The sequence below is a fragment of the Vibrio sp. 1401 genome, from assembly GCF_033340295.1.
Map to the genome: position 1 here is coordinate 1 of NZ_JAWOWF010000480.1, position 635 is coordinate 635.

The 635-nt window shown below is 50.6% G+C and carries 1 pseudogene; it reads right to left on the bottom strand.

What is annotated here, in order from left to right:
- Positions 1–635 (bottom strand): annotated as a pseudogene (locus R7Z77_RS26335) (flagellar basal body M-ring protein FliF); the annotation flags it as partial.

Consider the following 635-nt stretch of genomic DNA (forward strand, 5'->3'; position numbering starts at 1 on the left):
ATGCCGGATCTTGCGAACCAGAGCTCAACAAACGTCCATGCTGATCAGTGACGGTAATGCGCGATGTCTTCATGCCTGGAACAGCACTCGCGACCATATCGACAATCGAGTCCACTTCTTGCTGCTTAAGGTTGGCACCTGTCGATAGCGTCAAAAATACTGAGGCGGAAGCTTCTTGGTTATGACGCACAAACACACTGTGTTTCGGCAACGCCAACAACACTCGCGCTTTGCGAACCTGCTTCATTTCTTCAATGGCTTGAGCTAGCTGACGCTCACGGCTGAGCTCAAGACGTTCCTGCTCTAACCGCTGAGAAACGCCCACGCCCATGTCTTGCAGCAGTATGTCATCACCCGCTTCGGTCGCTTGATTGACGCCCGAACGCACCATGCCTAATTTGATTGAGTTGTACTCGCTCGACTCCACCGAAACGGTATTACCATCGAGTTTGTAATTGATTTTTTGCTGGTCAAGGTAATCCAGAACAGGGATCAGTTCTTCAGTGTCGTAAGCGCCAAGCGGACGCATTTCTGGTTCTTTTACCCAGAAGAACAACATAACGATTAACGCAACACAGATAGAGATCGATAGCACAAGCACGACCTGTCGAAGCAAATCGAGGTCGCCCACGGCC